At 40.4% G+C, this 16,241-nt stretch carries 15 protein-coding genes and 1 pseudogene; 4 read left to right on the top strand and 12 right to left on the bottom strand.

Going from position 1 to position 16,241, the window contains the following annotated elements; all coding sequences use genetic code 11:
• Positions 1 to 53: 53 nt before the first annotated feature.
• Both NUW02_01930 and NUW02_01925 read right to left on the bottom strand, forming a co-directional pair.
• The gene (locus tag NUW02_01930) at positions 54 to 1,331 is read right to left on the bottom strand and encodes a glycine--tRNA ligase (GenBank protein ID MCR4274787.1); all 1,278 of its coding nucleotides are present in this window, start codon (positions 1,329 to 1,331) and stop codon (positions 54 to 56) included.
• Positions 1,332 to 1,928: 597 nt separating this feature from the next.
• On the bottom strand, positions 1,929 to 2,465 hold the full coding sequence (locus NUW02_01925; GenBank protein ID MCR4274786.1) for a hypothetical protein: 537 nt from the start codon (positions 2,463 to 2,465) through the stop codon (positions 1,929 to 1,931).
• 269 nt (positions 2,466 to 2,734) lie between these two features.
• Here NUW02_01925 and NUW02_01920 point away from each other — a divergent pair, with 269 nt between their 5' ends.
• The gene (locus tag NUW02_01920) at positions 2,735 to 3,121 is read left to right on the top strand and encodes a type II toxin-antitoxin system PemK/MazF family toxin (GenBank protein MCR4274785.1); all 387 of its coding nucleotides are present in this window, start codon (positions 2,735 to 2,737) and stop codon (positions 3,119 to 3,121) included.
• A 351-nt stretch (positions 3,122 to 3,472) separates the two neighbouring features.
• Here NUW02_01920 and NUW02_01915 read toward each other — a convergent pair whose 3' ends face one another.
• The 3 genes from NUW02_01915 to NUW02_01905 all read right to left on the bottom strand — a co-directional run bounded on the left by NUW02_01915 (position 3,473) and on the right by NUW02_01905 (position 5,150).
• Positions 3,473 to 3,976 (bottom strand): hypothetical protein, encoded by a 504-nt coding sequence (locus NUW02_01915; GenBank protein ID MCR4274784.1) that lies wholly within the window; start codon positions 3,974 to 3,976, stop codon positions 3,473 to 3,475.
• Between the two features lie 136 nt (positions 3,977 to 4,112).
• Positions 4,113 to 4,553: an NADAR family protein gene (locus tag NUW02_01910; protein ID MCR4274783.1), complete on the bottom strand. Its 441-nt coding sequence runs from the start codon at positions 4,551 to 4,553 to the stop codon at positions 4,113 to 4,115.
• A gap of 9 nt (positions 4,554 to 4,562) precedes the next feature.
• The gene (locus NUW02_01905; GenBank protein ID MCR4274782.1) at positions 4,563 to 5,150 is read right to left on the bottom strand and encodes an alpha/beta hydrolase; all 588 of its coding nucleotides are present in this window, start codon (positions 5,148 to 5,150) and stop codon (positions 4,563 to 4,565) included.
• Between the two features lie 459 nt (positions 5,151 to 5,609).
• On the opposite strand from NUW02_01905, the gene NUW02_01900 reads away from it, so the two are divergent.
• Positions 5,610 to 5,912: a helix-turn-helix domain-containing protein gene (locus tag NUW02_01900; GenBank protein MCR4274781.1), complete on the top strand. Its 303-nt coding sequence runs from the start codon at positions 5,610 to 5,612 to the stop codon at positions 5,910 to 5,912.
• A gap of 147 nt (positions 5,913 to 6,059) precedes the next feature.
• Here NUW02_01900 and NUW02_01895 read toward each other — a convergent pair whose 3' ends face one another.
• The 3 genes from NUW02_01895 to NUW02_01885 form a co-directional block, all read right to left on the bottom strand.
• Positions 6,060 to 6,434 (bottom strand): hypothetical protein, encoded by a 375-nt coding sequence (locus tag NUW02_01895; protein MCR4274780.1) that lies wholly within the window; start codon positions 6,432 to 6,434, stop codon positions 6,060 to 6,062.
• Between the two features lie 3 nt (positions 6,435 to 6,437).
• Complete coding sequence (locus tag NUW02_01890; GenBank protein MCR4274779.1) at positions 6,438 to 7,121, bottom strand: hypothetical protein; 684 nt, start codon at positions 7,119 to 7,121, stop codon at positions 6,438 to 6,440.
• Positions 7,122 to 7,259: 138 nt separating this feature from the next.
• Complete coding sequence (locus NUW02_01885; GenBank protein ID MCR4274778.1) at positions 7,260 to 10,022, bottom strand: hypothetical protein; 2,763 nt, start codon at positions 10,020 to 10,022, stop codon at positions 7,260 to 7,262.
• 294 nt (positions 10,023 to 10,316) lie between these two features.
• Here NUW02_01885 and NUW02_01880 point away from each other — a divergent pair, with 294 nt between their 5' ends.
• Positions 10,317 to 11,489, top strand: a complete 1,173-nt coding sequence (locus tag NUW02_01880; GenBank protein MCR4274777.1) for a DNA adenine methylase — start codon at positions 10,317 to 10,319, stop codon at positions 11,487 to 11,489.
• On the opposite strand, the gene NUW02_01875 is transcribed toward NUW02_01880, so the two are convergent.
• The 3 genes and pseudogenes from NUW02_01875 to NUW02_01865 form a co-directional block, all read right to left on the bottom strand.
• Entirely contained in the window at positions 11,486 to 12,172 is a 687-nt protein-coding gene (locus NUW02_01875) for a hypothetical protein (protein MCR4274776.1), read from the bottom strand. The two genes, NUW02_01880 and NUW02_01875, sit on opposite strands and share 4 nt — an antisense overlap.
• Positions 12,173 to 12,951: 779 nt before the next feature.
• Positions 12,952 to 13,107 (bottom strand): annotated as a pseudogene (locus NUW02_01870) (YHYH domain-containing protein).
• 125 nt (positions 13,108 to 13,232) lie between these two features.
• On the bottom strand, positions 13,233 to 14,312 hold the full coding sequence (locus tag NUW02_01865) for a hypothetical protein (GenBank protein ID MCR4274775.1): 1,080 nt from the start codon (positions 14,310 to 14,312) through the stop codon (positions 13,233 to 13,235).
• 424 nt (positions 14,313 to 14,736) lie between these two features.
• On the opposite strand from NUW02_01865, the gene NUW02_01860 reads away from it, so the two are divergent.
• Positions 14,737 to 15,258: an NYN domain-containing protein gene (locus NUW02_01860; protein ID MCR4274774.1), complete on the top strand. Its 522-nt coding sequence runs from the start codon at positions 14,737 to 14,739 to the stop codon at positions 15,256 to 15,258.
• A 370-nt stretch (positions 15,259 to 15,628) separates the two neighbouring features.
• Here NUW02_01860 and NUW02_01855 read toward each other — a convergent pair whose 3' ends face one another.
• Complete coding sequence (locus NUW02_01855; GenBank protein ID MCR4274773.1) at positions 15,629 to 16,144, bottom strand: NYN domain-containing protein; 516 nt, start codon at positions 16,142 to 16,144, stop codon at positions 15,629 to 15,631.
• Positions 16,145 to 16,241 lie beyond the last annotated feature (97 nt).

The raw sequence follows: 16,241 nt of genomic DNA, 5'->3' as shown, positions 1-16,241 counted from the left end.
TGGGGCTATTGTGCTCCAGATGTTTTGATTTTACAACAAAAAACCAAACATCCTTATGTTCTGCGCATTGCAATAATAGTTTCAAGTGTGACGCGCTCCTGCTTCATGGTGTCGCGGTCGCGAACGGTCATAGTGCCGTCTTCAAGCGTCTGGTGGTCAATAGTAATACAGAGCAGTGTTCCGATTTCATCTTGTCGTCGGTAGCGCTTCCCTATTGAACCAGATTCGTCATAGAGCACTCGGTGGTTTTTAGAGAGTTCTTTGTATACTTCTTGCGCTTTCTCAGAGAGACCATCTTTCTTCATGAGGGGTAGTACGGCCATGTGGTAGGGCGCAATTGAGGCCGAAAGGCCCAAAACGACCCGAACCTCACCTTCCACGGTTTCCTCTCTGTAGGCGTCGCATAAGACGGCTAGGACGGTCCTATCCACCCCAAGAGACGGCTCAATAACGTGTGGAATAAAGCGCTTTTTAAGGTCTTCATCAAAATAGGTGAGGTCAACGCTTGAGTGCTCGGCGTGAGCTCCGAGGTCATAGTCGGTGCGGTATGCAAGTCCATAGAGTTCCTTCTGACCAAACGGATAATCAAATTCAAAATCAATTGTTCGCTTTGAATAAAATGCTAGGTCTTCTTTTGCAATCTCATGTTCATGCACATGTTCATTTTTCAAACCAATTTCTGCAGTCCACATGAGCATTTGTTTTCTCCATTCCTCAAACGCACCTTCCCAGTTTTCAGGCGCAACAAAATATTCAACTTCCATTTGTTCAAATTCTCGCGAACGAAAAAGAAAATCACGCGGAGCAATCTCGTTTCTAAATGCTTTTCCAATTTGTCCGATACCAAACGGCAACTTCGGATGGAGTGAGTCCAGCACATTCTTGAAGTTCACAAAAATTCCTCCTGCAGTTTCGGGACGTAAGTACGTCAGTGAGTTTTCATCTTCTTGTGTTCCCGCATGCGTTGTGAACATCATATTGAATTGTTTTTCTTCACCAAGTGTTCCACCACAGTCAGGGCATTTCTTTGGGTCTTTAAGCTGGTCTGCGCGAAAACGTCGTTTACACTTTGTGCATTCAATAAGTGGGTCAGAGAATCCAGACACGTGACCTGAGGCCACCCACACTTTCGGATTCATCAAAATAGCAGCATCTACACCGTACATATCGTTTCGGTCGTGAATAAATCGTTTCCACCAGAGTGCTTTGATGTTGTTTTTGAGTTCCACACCCAACGGTCCGTAGTCAAATGTCCCCGCGAGACCGCCGTAGATTTCAGAACCCTGAAATATAAAACCACGTCGTTTACAGAGTGATACAATTTTTTCCATCCCGATAGTGGCTTCATCTACCACGTTGTTTTTTTTATTGGACATACTGTGTGTCTAAAGCAGTTTAAATATTTTTTATATCGCCACCTGATCACTATCGGGATCCATCACCTTAGTTGTGTACAAAAATAATAGCACATCAAATAAAAAACTCGCCATAAGAAAAGGCCCGTACATTTCGCACGGACCCGAAGGTGCTCCTGGAAGAGGAGCGAAAAGAAAACGAAAAGAGCGGGACAAAGGTCGAAGATCGCGAAGTGCCTGCCATTGCACCCGTCTGCTGTCCTAGCAGGTTCGGGCAGGATGAACCTAGGGTAGTTGAGAGGGATTGTCCAAGTTCCTCGTCAACTGGGAGGGTCCCCAAGAGTTCTTCCACACGTACTCTGTGTTCCACCAGCACGCCCATGCATGCGCAGGACACTCCGCGACCTTCAGCTACTACTATACATGAAAATAAAAATAACGCAAGTGATTCTGCGGAATCATGTCACGTACGTGATTCTGCGGAATCATGTCGCGTACCGTCAATTAAAACGCGACTTAAAACGTGACTTGTTACGTGACCTAGAGCGCGACAAAATTTTACATAAAGAAGGTCTATCGGATACCAGTGTCACAGGATACGGTCACGTTTGTGTAGGCGTTTGCTGATACAACAAAAGGTTCTGTGTGGCATGGAAACATCAAACCAGAATCTGCTCCAGTACTAATGGTGTACGTACCTGGTGAGATAGCAATGCTGAACTTCCCTTCTTTGTCTGAACTAAAATTTCGTAGAGGACTAAGACGCTCACTGTTTGGCATATCAATAGTAAGTGATGTCTGAAGTGGCTTATCAGGACACGGAACACCCACCTGCATGACGGGACACTGTGGACCAGATAACACAATACCTCGTACTCCACTCCCTTGACTTATTGGCACAGGACTTGGAGTAGGTTCTGGACACGGAGCAAATTCACAATTAGGGCCTACGCGACCAACACCTGAACCATCAGGACAAATTTTTGCATCTGCAGTACACGCAATACCTCCATCGTCTATTGGTGGTTGTATCTTCGTGTAGGCAGCAAGACCAATTCCTGCTACGGCAAGAAGTACAATGATAAGAATAGATTTATGTAGTGGTGTCATGCGATTTAGCGAAATCGTGCCACGTACCGTCGATTGTTACGTGGCGAAATTCTAAAATTAGCCGGTAATGAACTCTATGTGACTAAGTATAGCACGTGGTTTTTCAAAATCATGTCGCGCAACTGTCGACTAAGGCGCGACAACCGCGAAATCGTGCCACGTAGTTGATTCTGCAGAATCATGTCGCGTACTGTCAATTAAAACGCGACTTAAAACGTGGCTAGTGTGTTTACTTGGATTTTATCTTGCAATGATACTTTAGACGCCTTATGGAAAAGGATTTTGATACGTGGAATGAGGTTAAAAAACAAACTAATGAACGAACCCAGGTTCCGTTCTTTCATGAACGTGAGGTGTGGTGGTGTTCGTTTGGTGTAAATATTGGCACAGAACAAGACGGCGCAAAACATACTTTTCGTCGTCCAGTTGTGGTTCTAAAAAGATTAAGCAGGTATTCTTGTCTCGTAACACCGCTAACAACTTCAGAGAAAAAACATCATTTTCGTATGTATGTGGGAGAACTGCAAAATAGGAGTTCACACGCTATTCTTTCTCAGATACGAGTAGTAGATATACGGCGTTTTGCGCAAAAAATCGGGTACCTTGATGAAAATATCTTTTACCAGTTACGAAAAACCATCAAAGATATACTTTAATGGTTTTTCCTTTTACTCTCCGCTTTCGCGGAGACGGAGGCCGAAGCCAACTGTTTTTGCCCCACCATGGGGGCGAGGCCGAAGCCGATAATTTTATTGTAACCCTCTTTCGAGGGAGAGTTCTTTCGAACCCCATTGTAACCCCTTACGGGGAGGACTGAAGCCGTAGTATTTTTTCTCACATTTTCCCCCTTGCGGGGGCGAGGCCGAAGCCAACTGTATGTCTAGTATAGTCCGAGGGTATTCCCTGTCAAGACACTTTTCTACGAGATTTTAGAAATATTTTAAAAATTGAAAAGGGACGCCCCACACCGAAGTGTTTGGCGCCCCTTGGGTCCTACTGTTCGACCGTCACCAGCGGCGGTTGTCTTCGCTGGCCCACATGAGGCCACCGAAGATGGTGCAAATGAGCATGATGACTCCCCCGAAGATGACGAGACGCTGGCTTGGGAAGATGGCGATATGGGACGGGGATGTCACCGACACCGACTGTCCCTCATCCAGCAGCGTCTCACGCAACTTCATGAGGACGTTGCTCTGCTCGAGCTGGGAGGCGTTCGGGTCGACACGCTTGAGCTCGGCGAGAGACGCTTTCAGGTTTTCGTACCAGAACCCCACGTCCTGGTCCGGCGTACGCCAGAGCACCGACGAGTAGCCGGTCGTCATCTCCTCGGCCTCGATGTACTGCAGGGCCTTCTCGAGATTCTTCTCCGCGAGGCCGATCGTGTTGCTGTCGGCCGCGCGCTTGAGGTAGCCCTCGCAGTTGCGATCGAACATGATGTTGGCCACCAGACCGAAGATGGCGACGGCGATCAGGCAGAGACCACAGAGAATCGTGAAGAAACGAGCGAACATGTTGTTCAGTCCTTTCTCGGGATTATCCCGAAGTTACAGCGGTTGAACTGTGAATCTAATGTCCATTATAGCAAATATAAAATATTTTGTCAAGGTATCCTCTACTGCTTCGCCCAGACTGTGATTTTGAGTCCGTCTATTTTTTCAACTCCTCTCTAATTTCCATCCATAGTCGGCCGATATGATTTAAACCTTGCCCATCTTCTCCATCGTCCCAAAAACCGTCTCCCGGTGGATAGGTGACGATGTGCTTCACAATGTGTAGTTCACCAGAATCAAGTAGTGCTTGTCGTATTTCTTCGTGTTGCTGTGCTTTCAACTTCATCAGCTTTTTCATAACCTCGAGCTTGTACTCCTCACTCTTGAACTCAGGAATTTGAAGATGTTTATATTTTGTTGACGCTTCCCACGCCTTCACAGGACCGTGAGCCATTCGTATTTCCTCAATAATATGTGGGTCTGTATATCGCATACATTGGTATGCATGTTCAAGTGTCGGATAGACCACGCCATCTATTTCAAGGGCATGAGCGGTATATGGAGAAAAGTATATGTAAAATTTTTCTAGAGGGTACATGTATGTGTTTTACTTACTACCCAAAATTTCTTCACTGGCGTTCAGAGCCGAAGGAAGTTCGGTGATGTTATCGTCTGGGGCAAAGTGGCCCATGTTGTGCTCAATGATGATATCTGCATTCAGTTCTTTTTTGAAAAGTTCTTGTTGGTCAAGTGGAACAAATGGGTCGTTATCTGAAAAAATCGCCACACTCTTCCCTACCACTGAACGTATTTTTGCAAAATCAATCGGCGTTTCCATCCATGGTTTTGCAATGGCGACGGATTCCTCACCTTCTTCGCGAATAGTTTCCTCATCAAGCGCCATCCATGGAGCAATCAGCACAATGCCGGCAATGCGTGTACCTGCAGGAAGTGTCGCAATATACCGAAGAACTGCCTGACACCCCACACTGTGTCCTATGTACAGCGAGTCTTCGTTCGGTGTGCTTATCTCGGCAATTGTGGCAACCCACGGTTCAATTTTTGGAGTAGATGGCTCAGGCATTGCGGGCACTACGACAGCCACACCTTTTGCTTCAAGGTTTGTTTTGAGCCACTGCAACAATGGCTCATCTGGATTCCCATCCCACCCATGAATGATATATGCGGATTTCATTAGGTTATTTTATCATTATTTTATACTAAAGTTGCTATAAAGGAGTCTGTGATTCACATTTAGAAACACTTGACAGCGATATAGCAATTTTGCTATATTTACACCAGCTGGTTTTATGAACCTAATAGTACACATACGACATGGGACAACTAATGCGTATACTCTTTCTTGAACCAGCCAAGAAATACCTCAGCGAAATATCTAGCGTGGATCGCGGGGCAATAGCAAAAGACATCAAGTGTCTTACTACAAACACCATTACAAGTGTTTACACAAAACAGTTACAGGGACCGATACGAGAGTTGATCGTGGGACATCATCGCATCACCTATTTTAAACTAAATGGAACCCTCTATGTTGTTCAAGGATTTCGAAAAAAAAGCACAAAAACACCAAAACGGGAAATTGAATACACGGAACAGGTATATAAGCTATTAAAATCGTCGTAACCATATCAACATGTCAGCAAACAAAATTCCTAAAAAGAAATCCGACCTCAAATGGTATACCTTTGACGAAGTTTTTAAAAAACGTGGCAAAGAGTTTGAGCGCGGGTACAGGGCAGAGTCTGCTCGCATAATGCTTGCTGAGACAATCCGAAAGATACGAATCTCAAAAAACCTCACTCAAGCGGACGTCGCGAAGAGAATCAATATGCCCCAGTCGGTTATTGCGCGTCTAGAGGGTGGAAAGCATAGCGTATCAGTGGTCACGTTAGATAAAGTTGCTCATGCACTTGGTAGACGGGTTCAGTTGGTTTAATGATTGGGCAATGGACAAAAAACACACCCGCGCAATAGGCGATTTAGCGAAATCGTGCCACGTACCTGATTCTGCGGAATCATGTCACGTTGACGTCAATTAAAACGTGACTGGTTACGTGGCGATTTTTGTTAGCTTCTAAGTTTTTTAATCCACGTGAATGTGGAGTTTCTTTTCTTGCATTTTTGATGCTTCAGCTAATGCCTCGGAGATTTCTTTTAAGTGTAGACGTATCATTTCATTTGGAATATGCATTGTATTGTACCCACTTTTGTGCGAATAATATCCCCTACCAAGATCAGCTAAAATTTGGTGAGGGTTTGTAAGATGTTGGATTCCATCAACTTCCACGTTTATTTTTGCCTTGGGGATTGCGAGATCGATGTGTTTGTAACCGTCATGGAGTTCAACCAAGACACGAACACCTTGTTTCTCAAGTGCGTCTTTCAAGTCTCCGGCCTCTTTTGTTGGAGCTCGGTACTTTTTTATTATTTTCAGTGTTTTCTCTGCAGTTTCTTGCATAAATTATTTTTTGTTTTGAAATCGAGCAAGTATTGTCATTCTGTGTTCAAAATGTGGCATTTCTAAGTCAATGGTCTTTCTGCCCTTTTTAAGTAACTGTCGTAGATATAAAGATACAGAAAAAATATGTAATTTTTTGAATTGAGATTTTATTGGTAAATGGAGAGATTTTATTGGTAGAACAGATAAAGGATTCAAATCTTTTTTATCGGAAGAAATTGGCATCCAATAAATAAGTAACGGTTCCACTTTGAACTTTTGATATTCCAATAGTTTACGCATGGAGAGCAAAACCTTGGTTACACCATTCGGTTGCTCGTGATTTTTTGAAAAGTTACTACTTAGTTCACGTTTCCAGTGGTATTCCACGATTTTCTTCACTATCTTACTATCTGCATTAGAATTTAATCTTTGTCCACCGATTGCGGTTGCTGCCCAATTTTTGATTTCACATTGATACAGTTTCTTATATTTCTTGTCTACAACCCACCTATCTAACCTATTTCCTTTGTTGGTTCCGGGGAGAACTGAATCATCGAGAATTTCTACTCCATTTTTTCTAAAATGTTTGTAGACAGCAGCGTTCATATCTTCTCCGAGAATAGCCATGAGCGCACTGGCATCTCCTTTTTGAGAGTTTTTCTTATCATCAAAAAAATCCAATAATTCTTTGATACTTAGTTTCATAAGAGTATTGTAACTATAAAATCAATTACAGGCTAATTCGTGCGAATTAGCCTGTATGGTTTTGTGTTTCAGAAAAGGTGTCTGACCCCACTTTCCCCACTTGTATAAAAAGCAAGTTACGTATAAAAGAAAAGAGGCTTATTTTATACGAAGCTTGAGTCTTCTCTTATTGAGCGCATCGTGTCCACCCTCGAGCACGTTGATTACATCTTCTCTTCTGTCGGGATTCTCTATGGAACCCGTAACGTAACTAAAGTCGAATTTGTTGCTACTTATCTTGTGGGCAGTGGAGTTAATTATCTGCTCGCTGTCAGAACAAACCACAAGACTTGCATTGTGGCTAACTACTATAATTTGCCTCCCGACCTTTTCTCCTGTGATGAAATTAACAAGATCATTTGCAACACCGCCGACATCCAAATCATCCTCAGGCTGGTCGATTAATATAGGATATCTCTCGTTAGAAAGACTAAAGATTAGTTCAAGAAATGTTATTGCTTTCTGTCCTCCAGTCATATCCTTAAAGTAAACCTCATCCTCTGAAGTTTTAACCGAATTCGGGTAATCAATTACATAACGGTTCTTAAGATATTGCCCGAGTATTGTTCCCAAATCACCTCCGCCCACCTTTGGTTTGAGTTGTCCACTAAGAAGGAGCGCCAGTATCTTCCTCACAGTCGCCTCAGAAGGCTCAGTAGGATTCTCGCCGAAAAGGTCGGAAACCTCTGACTGCGCCCTAGCTTCTGAGTCCCGAGTATTGATGAAGTGCTCAACAAAGTCTTTCGTTTGTTGAATATCATATTTCGTCGCGATTTGTATGTTCAAAAATTTGAATTCTCCTTCAAATTTGATGGAACTATAGATGACTCCCTGTTTTGTTTTAAAATCACTGTAAGCAACAACCAGTGTATCCTTCGCTGCATCTAAAGTGACCTCGGCTTTATTTCTTTGATCAATCAGCTGAGCAATAGTCACCTTTGTTTTTTCGAATTCGAGAACTTCTTTAGTTAGGTCGGTGACAGCCTTATTTTTTTCCACCTTCTCACGAAGCTTTTCGACTGTTGCATTTGAAACTGCCAGTGTCTTAGTAAGCGTATCGGTTTGGGTTTCAATTTCTTTGAGTTCAACATCAATCAAATCAATCAACACGGTACGTCCTTTTTCACGTAATGCTTTTTGTATCGCGTCTCTCCGTGTCGGAGACAAGGCATTCAACTCCTTGTCCGATACAAGAATGCTTACACTGCTTTCACGAAGAGAAGTGAGAATTTGACGATCCTGTGACAGCACTTCTAGTTGCTTGGTTCTTTGATCCAACTCTTTTTGTGCAAGTGAGTACGCGGATAATTCCTTATCGGATAAGTCAACACCTTTGTACTTCTGAAGCTCGGTATTTCTTTTGTCGATATCGTCCTGAACTTCCTTAAGCGATCCCGTACTTTTTAGCTTATCTTGAGCTTCTCTGTGGTCACTATTTGCTGTAAGTAGATCCTGAATTCCACTCTGAATTTTAAGATCGTTTTCCGCGACAAAAGTATCAAACGTATTGACTGCGCGTGCGAAATGGGAATTGTTCTTAAGTAACTTTGTTAGGAATGAATCCCGCTCCCTTGAAAGGTCACCATCATCATAAGCAAGAGCACTCAAATATCCTTGAGGAATATAGAATGCGCTCTTGTGACTCTCTTCATTGCCTGAATTTTCCTGACCGTCAACCCAAATGACTTTGAAATCTTGCAGTGGGTAGGGTTCTTTTTTACCTTTTTCTGTTTCCTTAAATTGTACGGGGTCAATTGACTTAGTCATATTTCGCAACAACGTTGATTTGCCACTTCCTCGAATACCAATTATGGAGTTTAGATCTTTATTAAATAAAACTGTTCTCTCTTCGTTGGTCGAATTTTTGTAAGTGATGCGATCTATCAAGACTCTCGACGGCTTGGAGTCGCCAGGATTTCTTTCCTGTATTTGGAGACGTCCGGGTTCATATAAAGTTTGCATCAATCCCTCGAAGGTCAGATCAGCCTTAATCCAAGAGAAGCAAGTTCCGATTCGCCGCTCCTGTTCTGCAGATGGGTCGTCTGAGAAACGATGTGCATCGCTGCAATGCAATAGACGATCGTTGACACCCTGCTCTTTTAACTTCTGCTTTGAAGAAATCGCCTGCTCTGCAGTCGCTGAGGCACAGAAAACAAAATGGGCACTGTTGATTATGGTTTTCTTTTCTGCAACACCTGCGTCCCAACGAAAATCCTCCCACTCAGATTTACCAATAGCCTTTAGGTACTTTCCCTGTAGATAAGTATTTGTATCTCCTTTTTCACCAAGAATTTTCTCAATACCAGATAATTCAAAATTAATGTTATTGAAACCCAGTTCAAGATCATTCCCAACGAGCTGGCTTTTTTTATCTTCAGGTGTTGACTCCCTTACTGCCTTGCCTAAACCTTCAAGGGTTTGTGCATTTACAACTCCGCCCCAGGTGATGTCTGTGAGGTCGGGGTCCAAGTGTGCCATTCCTCTCAGACCGCTCAGGAATTGTGTTTTGATAACTTCTACCGACAGTGTCTGTTCGTCAGAGAAGATAATGTGATAATTCAACCTCCTCAGCTTTTCGTGTCCTACAAATTCCTTTAGACGAAACTCTATTACAGGCAGTATCAGAACAATATTGCTCAAACGACCTTGGTTCTTGTACGCCAAAACCTTCTCGTACCCTTCGAGAAAAAGATAGTCATTAATGCCAATCACTTTGATTTCGGGTGGTAATGCTTCTAGATCCGTGATGTATTTCTCCCAAATTTCCTCGGTATCTGTACCATATTCCTGAACAAACGATTTAGGCGTGTGGACGTGTATATCCCACTTGTGCCACTGAGAACCTCTAAGATCGTTTGCCATAATATGAAGTTTACATTAGCGAAGAGGTAATGGCATCAGGGGGCACCTTAACCCCTTGGGGGCCTTCGATACTTTTCTAGACTGCTGTCAGTCTAGTGCTCGAACCAAAACGGCTCCCTATTAACACTTGGATTCTGCTCCTTTATCAAAATTTTATCAAGCCCATGAACCACAACACGTTTTTGGAGTTTTTAAAATAGACTTTATCAAAATTTTATTTGTTGTTTTATATGATGTATCTTTAAACGATGAGTAAATATAAAATCAAAGTTTCAGGTATAATCATAGAAAGTCATGACAAACAGAACAAAAATACCACAAATTAAGAAAACCTTGTTTTCTCAGGATATCGTTGAGAATGTTGATCTCGAAAGTCCTTTTTTTAATTCCCACTTGATTACTTATATAGGAAACAAAAGAAGACTACTTCCGTTTTTATATAAACAATTCTTGGAAATTAGAAAAAAACTTGGAAAAGAAAAACTAATTATCCTTGATGGTTTTGCTGGCAGCGGGTCAGTCTCACGTTTGCTCAAGGTATTTGCTAGTGATTTATATACCAATGATTTTGAAGGCTATACGAAGACCATAAATAAAGCTTATCTAGCAAATAAAACTTCTTTGGACTTAGAAAAATTGGAGACCTATATTAAATGGCTCAATTCTGAAAAATTAAACTTTCCAAAAGGATACACCGGCTTTATTGAGAAAAACTATGCGCCCAAAAATGATCATGTGATAAAACACGGAGAGCGTGTGTTCTATACAAATAAAAACGCAAAAATTATTGATAATATGAGAAGACTTATTGACGAAGTCCCCAAAAAATATCAAGTTTTTTGTTTAGCATCTCTTTTAGTTAAAGCTTCTATACACACAAACACCTCAGGTGTTTTTAAAGGATTTCACAAAAAAAACGATATAGGTCACTTTGGTGGGCGGGGAGAAAATGCCCTTGAAAGGATAAAAAAAGAAATTGTATTAGATACTCCAATATTTTCAGATTTTGAAAGTAATGTATATGTATCTAGAGAAGATATAAATAAGTTTGTAAAAAACCCAAATTTGCCGGAGTTTGATTTGGTCTATTATGATCCACCATACAATCAACATCCATATGGTTCAAATTACTTCATGTTGAATATTATTAATGAGGGAAAGGAAGATTGTGAGATACAACCAGGTGTTAGTGGAATAGTAAAAAACTGGCAGAGGTCTGCGTATAATAAGCGTAAAGAAGCAGAACTTGCGATGGAGGAGTTGTTGACAAACACCAGGGCAAAAATTATTGTCATTTCCTACAACAACGAAGGACTAATACCCATTAAGAAATTTAAAGAAATACTTTCTGAGCATGGTTCATGGACACTTGTAGAACAGGATTACAACGCATATCGTGGTTCAAGAAATCTACGCAATAGGAATATTAAAGTACAAGAATTGCTCTGGATTCTCACGAAGGATTAAGTAATACCAAAGTAGTGTTCAATGGCTGTTTGCGCGACCTGTTCCATCGCCCTGATCATTTCCAATTCACTCCAACTTTTGTAACGGAAAAACATTGATACTGGTTCAAATGGTAAAAAGTTCTTCTTAACAAAAAGTTTGTTTAGAGGAAAATAGTCATTCATTGTTATTACTCGATCCAAAATACTTGAACCAGGACTAAAATCGTCCCCACTACCAAAACAAATGAATGGCAATACCGAGTCTTCTTTAAAAAGTGCCCTGATACCGATAAGATTTTTTCCAAGACGTTCTATTGCATTTCCTTTTGCTTGTTTTTTTAAACCTTCTGAGGCGCGTTTATCATTTGTTCCTTGTCTTTTTACCTCAGCCACTAAAATAAGTTTTCGTTTACCACTAGAATCTGTTGCATAAAGAAAACCACCGTCAGGTTTTATGAAACTTGTACCCATAACTGCCGCTACGGCATCTTTATATTGTGGGTAACGATTTCCCATCTCAGTAATTATATCTCCCAGCATTAGTTTTGAAGTGTGCTCAAATTTGAGATTAGGATACTTTCTTTGAAGTCGGCGAGTAAGCATTCTAACCGCGCGATCAATACTACTGTCCATTTTCTTTGACAGACTATTTTTTACCGCGTGTTGGTTTTTATTTTGTCGTAAAAAATCTGAATTTGCCATAACTCTGTTGTATTTTAGCTACACCTTATCATAGTCCCTTCTTCCCCAACTCCTTTTAGGACTTTATCAAAACTTTATCTCTTGTATGAGTACACTCTAGCACCATTTAAACCCTTTTTGAACCACACATAAAACACACCTTGAAAAGTGCATAATTTATTGGGTAATTTTCTATAAAAGGTGCCCGGTCCCATTTCTGCCGTTTTTAAAGATAACCTTTCCTTATTTGTGACTAATACCCACGAAAAGAATTATTGTAGTCAAAGTCCTTCGCGTTCTCTTCTTGTAACTTAGCTTCATCATTTCCATTACAAAAATCATTATATTTGGCAGTCATCGGATCACTACAGTCCACATTCACTCTATACTTATCATTGTTATCACCCCCTAGTAGGCCGCCAAAAAAATCCACAAAATAAAAAGAATGAAGACAGTAGTAAATATCATTCCGATAGTGCCAGTTCCCTTGTTCAGTTTTTGTTTTTCCATAAAAATAACTAGGGTGAGTAATTTTAGAAAAGGAAGTTAAATAGTCTTATAAACCAATTCCGTTTTGGTTGGACTGTGATTGGACTAACAATGGGAACGACGGGCTGTGTATTCTTTTTTATAATAGGAACTTCTTTTGAAACATCCTTTTTTACAACAGGTGGAATAATTACCGTTGGAGCAACACCTGGTGTTGGTGCTTCGTAATCTGGCCATGGTTCTGTTGTGCCTGTGCCACCCTCTCCATAATGACTACGTATTGGCGCTTCTGGTTGAGGAAGTGCTTTTGCGTTATGACAACGGTACTCACCCGTACTTAATCCCCAGTTTGAGCAGTTAGTTCGGCATGTGTGACAGCCAGACGCATCCGTTCTTCCAGGGTGTGCGTATGTCACCCACGGGAAAAGAAAGATCGCAGCAAATAAAAATAGAAGATTCTTTTTCATAACCTCACCATACACCCAAAAACACACCTTGAAAAGTGCATAATTTATTGGATAATTTTTCTACAAAAGGTGTCTGATCCCCATCTCCCTACCCAATAAGGTCGTCTTCAATACTTTTGTGATAATTATAATGACGTATCTTGAGCATCTCCCCCGGGTTCTTCAAGTTCTCTCTTTATCCATTTTTCTCTATACTTGTTTGGAAAAAATGACCTATCTAATTTTCTAGGATTAGCAAATTTTATTTTCAACTCACCACTTACGTGGGCGCGATGTATTGCTTTCGAATATAAAGTAATTATTTCTGTATCACCTTCAACTACCATAGTTAATCTTCCGTTTTTGATTGAACTAATTAGTAGAATACCTTGTAGATCAACAGTATTTTCTCCCTTGCGTATTTGATAGGCTGGTTTAAGACAATCTGGTAATATGTTAGCATTTCTTATCTCTAACACGTACAGATTTCTATTGTTCCCAGGTTGAGGTAATGTTGAAATCCCAAACAATTCCTTTACAATCTTTTGGTTTAATTCTTCTGAAAACCGAAACAAATTATCAATAACCTCATTAAGATAAGAAAAGTCCACAGATAATCTTTTAGCTGTCGAATTATATTTATGTCTATAGAAATCATCTACCTGCCCTAGCCTATGAACAAGTATATGCCTCCTCTCATGATATTCTTCAAGCCTCGTAATACCAGGATGGAGAGAATGGTAATCAATCCCAAGCTTATTCTTATAAAACTTTGTAATCTCTTGGAAGCCAAGGGAAGAGAGCTGTCTACAGTCTTTTTCAATAAGTGAGTTTTGTAATTCTTCGATGGTTAGAAATGATAAAACTTGTTCTCTGGTGTAAGGGACTAACTCTTTTGATTTAAAATTTTCTGGAGTAATTTTTCCTATTTCTCTTATTGAATCAATTAAAAAAATTTCTAGTGCCGAAATTAATCTTGTAAACAAAAGCTCCTGAAGATATCTAGGTGCCTGAGATTTTAATTTATGAAGAACTGTAAAAACTTTCAGTGAACTATTTTTTATATCTTCATTTAAAATGATATTTGATTCTCTGTTGAAATCAGGTTTTTTGACTTCGTCAGTTAGAACTTTTCTGGTTTGTTCAAAAGAATAACTAGCAGTGATTGCTAACTGCTTTAAGCGATTTATTTCTGCTATAAAAATCCGTTGAGATATTAACTGCATATACAATTATGTACCTCGTGTTAACACGGGGTGGCTGTGTTCCTAGGACTTGAACTAAGACAACTACTCACTAACACCTGGATTCTGCTCTCTTATCAAAATTTTATCAACCCTATACAAAAAACACAGCGTTTACCGCTGTGTTCTACACCCCCTCCTTCTTCAACCCCCACTCTCATTTTTTAAGGACTTTATCAAAACTTCATCTCAAGAATACCATGAAATAAGTAGTAAGTATAAAGTAGTAAGCAAGGATAAGTAGCCCCGACGCTACGGTCGGGGTCCCGACTAAAACGTCGGGAAAAGTAGTAAGTAGGAAGCGGGCAAAATAGCAAATTTCAAATGGCAAATGGCAAAGAAGTAGTAGGCGAAAATAGTATGTGGGGAGTGGTATGTAGAAAGCACGTTGTGGTAAAATGTCCGAATGACTGAAAATACAAACCCCACCGGAAACATTGCTTTTATAGATGGACAGAACCTCCATCTTGGAACAAAAGAAAAAGGATGGATGGTTAATCATGCAAGATTGCGGGTCTATTTGAAAGATAAATACAACATAACTGAGGCGTATTATTTCCTTGGTTTTATATCTGATATTGAGCAGGATCTCTATCAAAATCTTCAAAAAGCAGGTTTTATCCTCGCCTTCAGAGAACATTCGTCTGCATTGAAAGGTAAGAAAAAAGGAAATGTTGATTCTGATATTGTGTTTGAAATTATGAAGAAGGTTGCCGATAATGAAACATTTGGAAAAGTATTCATTGTTTCTGGAGATGGAGATTATAAAAAAGTAGTTGATTTTCTGATAAAAAGAAGCCGATTTGGTAAAATGCTTTTTCCAAATGCGGATTTCGCATCTTCTTTGTACAAAGGTTTGGGTGGTGAATTTTTTGATAATCTTGGAGAAAAAGATGTTCGTGCAAAGATAGAATACAAGCACAAATGAAAAAGGCCCCTTAGGCACTACACCGTTCGGGTCCTTTTTCGTATTGATACTCTCATACTATACATCACTCCCCACACACTTTGCAAGAGGTGTGGATAGCATTGTTTGTACCTCTTTATATAGGGCGATTTACCCACTTTATTGATTTTTTATCAGGCCTCCTGTATGCTGTCTGTAGCGCTTGGATGGGCTTGCCCTCTCACGGTCAATGTTTATCCAAACCGTAGCCAAGCGCTTACAAAAAACCCGCCTTTCGGCGGATTTTTTGTTTTTACCGATAAATTTTTTATAAAAATGTGTCTCCAAGGCACTTGACAACAAGATTGGATAGAATATACTTATATCAAGATCTCGAATGGAAAAGATTACCCTACAAGGTTTCGTCCTTGTGGGGCCTTTTCTTTTTATACTCAAGTTTAATCCTTAAATCATTCGCAAATCTAAGAAAGGGCTTTATTGGCTCAAAATTTAATAATGCTGAAAACTTAAATCTGTCTGGAACAATAATGCATTGTAGTTTTTGTTTTTCTATCAAGTACTTAACGAGGCAGTGAAAATCACCATCTCCTGAAATTATAACGGCTTTGTCATAATTTGGATAATCGATCATCACCTGCAACACAAGTTCAGCATCACAGTTGCCTTTTATAGCACCGCCACTGTTTTTAAGAGTTGGCTTAAATATTAAAACGTAGCCTTTTTCCTGCAGAGACCTGTACAAAGAAGCATTTTCTTCCACATAGCCAATAAACAGGTACGCTTTTTGTACATGGTATTTTTCACGAAGATAGACGCGAAATCTTTTAAAATCCAGTTTCCACCCAAGCCGTGTAATTGAAATGTGGAGATTCTGACTATCTATGAATGCAAAGTTGTTCTCCTGCATCCACTCACTCTACTGTGCGTAGATAAAATCGAGCTAAAATAGCAAAAGAAAACGCTATATCCTTGACTTTTTTAGTGAATCCTGTATAATACCCCTT

The sequence above is a fragment of the Candidatus Campbellbacteria bacterium genome, from assembly GCA_024653945.1.
Classification (GTDB): domain Bacteria; phylum Patescibacteriota; class Minisyncoccia; order Phycocordibacterales; family EsbW-18; genus EsbW-18.
This window is presented reverse-complemented; position numbering and strand designations above follow the sequence as displayed.

Coding starts and splice junctions, on each gene's coding strand:
- NUW02_01930 (MCR4274787.1), bottom strand. CDS start 1,331: ATGGAAAAAATTGTATCACTCTGTAAACGACGTGGTTTTATATTTCAG.
- NUW02_01925 (MCR4274786.1), bottom strand. CDS start 2,465: ATGACACCACTACATAAATCTATTCTTATCATTGTACTTCTTGCCGTA.
- NUW02_01920 (MCR4274785.1), top strand. CDS start 2,735: ATGGAAAAGGATTTTGATACGTGGAATGAGGTTAAAAAACAAACTAAT.
- NUW02_01915 (MCR4274784.1), bottom strand. CDS start 3,976: ATGTTCGCTCGTTTCTTCACGATTCTCTGTGGTCTCTGCCTGATCGCC.
- NUW02_01910 (MCR4274783.1), bottom strand. CDS start 4,553: ATGTACCCTCTAGAAAAATTTTACATATACTTTTCTCCATATACCGCT.
- NUW02_01905 (MCR4274782.1), bottom strand. CDS start 5,150: ATGAAATCCGCATATATCATTCATGGGTGGGATGGGAATCCAGATGAG.
- NUW02_01900 (MCR4274781.1), top strand. CDS start 5,610: ATGTCAGCAAACAAAATTCCTAAAAAGAAATCCGACCTCAAATGGTAT.
- NUW02_01895 (MCR4274780.1), bottom strand. CDS start 6,434: ATGCAAGAAACTGCAGAGAAAACACTGAAAATAATAAAAAAGTACCGA.
- NUW02_01890 (MCR4274779.1), bottom strand. CDS start 7,121: ATGAAACTAAGTATCAAAGAATTATTGGATTTTTTTGATGATAAGAAA.
- NUW02_01885 (MCR4274778.1), bottom strand. CDS start 10,022: ATGGCAAACGATCTTAGAGGTTCTCAGTGGCACAAGTGGGATATACAC.
- NUW02_01880 (MCR4274777.1), top strand. CDS start 10,317: ATGACAAACAGAACAAAAATACCACAAATTAAGAAAACCTTGTTTTCT.
- NUW02_01875 (MCR4274776.1), bottom strand. CDS start 12,172: ATGGCAAATTCAGATTTTTTACGACAAAATAAAAACCAACACGCGGTA.
- NUW02_01865 (MCR4274775.1), bottom strand. CDS start 14,312: ATGCAGTTAATATCTCAACGGATTTTTATAGCAGAAATAAATCGCTTA.
- NUW02_01860 (MCR4274774.1), top strand. CDS start 14,737: ATGACTGAAAATACAAACCCCACCGGAAACATTGCTTTTATAGATGGA.
- NUW02_01855 (MCR4274773.1), bottom strand. CDS start 16,144: ATGCAGGAGAACAACTTTGCATTCATAGATAGTCAGAATCTCCACATT.